Below are 1,192 nucleotides of genomic sequence, written 5' to 3'. Positions count from 1 at the left end.
GATATACGTAATTTGGATATGGGTTATGCGTTCTAATGGCTGACGGTAGCGATTCAAGCGTGTTGTATCGCGATGATTGGGTAATCAATGCACGTAGGAAATTTGCTTCTGCAGAGATTCTTTTTGACGCGGGCCAGTATCAGGAAGCATTCGAACTGGCGGGCATCGCAGTTGAATGCGCGTTAAAGGCTAAACTTATGAAAATGCATGGCTGGAACGCATGGCCTGGCAGGAACCATAAACCACCTATCGAAATACATGATTTGCAAAAGCTATGCAGAATGTGCGGCGCATGGGATGAGTTACAGGAAATCTTAAATTCTACACCCGATCACGATCTTATACATGCGTGGGGCGTTGTAAATTCGTGGCGCGTCAATGTAAGGTACAAAAGTGGCAGTTTCCCTGCACCCTTGGCGCGTGACATAGTTTCTGCCGTTGGAGATAAAGGATTGTTGGAATGGCTATTGAAGTAGGGCCGGCATCGAATGAACGGCGGCTTGCCGGATTTCGTGTTTACCAGATCCTTGATGAGATTGGGCTGAAGCCTAATGTGGCGGCATGGGTTTACGACCGGGAATCTGATTACTGGTGGTATATGGTGGCTACCCCGTTAATTGATACGGTCGGACCGCAATGGGTTTTTGACCGCCTTTTGAAGGCTTTCCAGAAAATAAAGTTGCCCGACGAAGTTACGCCGTTGGATATCTGCTTGATGAGTCCGAACGAGGCGCATGTGTCAAAAATTCTCAAGACGCATAACTTTGAGGCAAAAGGTAATAAAGAGCAGGCCTTTTTGATGTTCAATTCTGCTGATTTGGACATTGACGATATGCACTACGATAACGTGCTGGCTTACAGAATCTCGAAAAGACGAGAGGTGGTCCAAACTGTGGTACGTAGATTCGATAAGAAGGTTGCGCAATTAATCGCTGCATAGGTCCACGCGCGGAATCTCGATCTTTTGAATCCCGCTCCGGCGGGATTTTTTATGCCTGCACCACAGCCACCTGCCCCACTTCCTCAAGCGTCTCAGTCCGGGGCGCACCATCTTCCCCCAAAAAGAACCGGAATACGCTGGCTCCCACATCATCGGTCAGCCCTGATTTGACCTGATAGAGCCGCATCATGGCCTCTTGGCGCGACTGACAGTGCACGAGACCTGTCGGCCATGGATATTGCGCGCCTGGCT

3 protein-coding genes are annotated in these 1,192 nt (G+C 49.2%); 2 read left to right on the top strand and 1 reads right to left on the bottom strand.

Translation table 11 applies throughout. From position 1 onward, the window contains the following. Window positions 1-35: 35 nt before the first annotated feature. Window positions 36-476: a HEPN domain-containing protein gene (locus tag CFR80_RS18260; protein WP_083819169.1), complete on the top strand. Its 441-nt coding sequence runs from the start codon at window positions 36-38 to the stop codon at window positions 474-476. Continuing rightward, entirely contained in the window at window positions 461-940 is a 480-nt protein-coding gene (locus CFR80_RS18255; protein ID WP_019086782.1) for a hypothetical protein, read from the top strand. The genes CFR80_RS18260 and CFR80_RS18255 overlap by 16 nt, the downstream gene beginning before the upstream one ends. Before the next feature lie 49 nt (window positions 941-989). Here CFR80_RS18255 and CFR80_RS19560 read toward each other — a convergent pair. After that, window positions 990-1,192, bottom strand: a 203-nt coding sequence (locus CFR80_RS19560) for a hypothetical protein (protein WP_220032776.1), incomplete at its 5' end; no start/stop codon positions are given.

Source organism: Komagataeibacter oboediens (genome assembly GCF_003207815.1).
GTDB lineage: Bacteria > Pseudomonadota > Alphaproteobacteria > Acetobacterales > Acetobacteraceae > Komagataeibacter > Komagataeibacter oboediens.
This window is presented reverse-complemented; position numbering and strand designations above follow the sequence as displayed.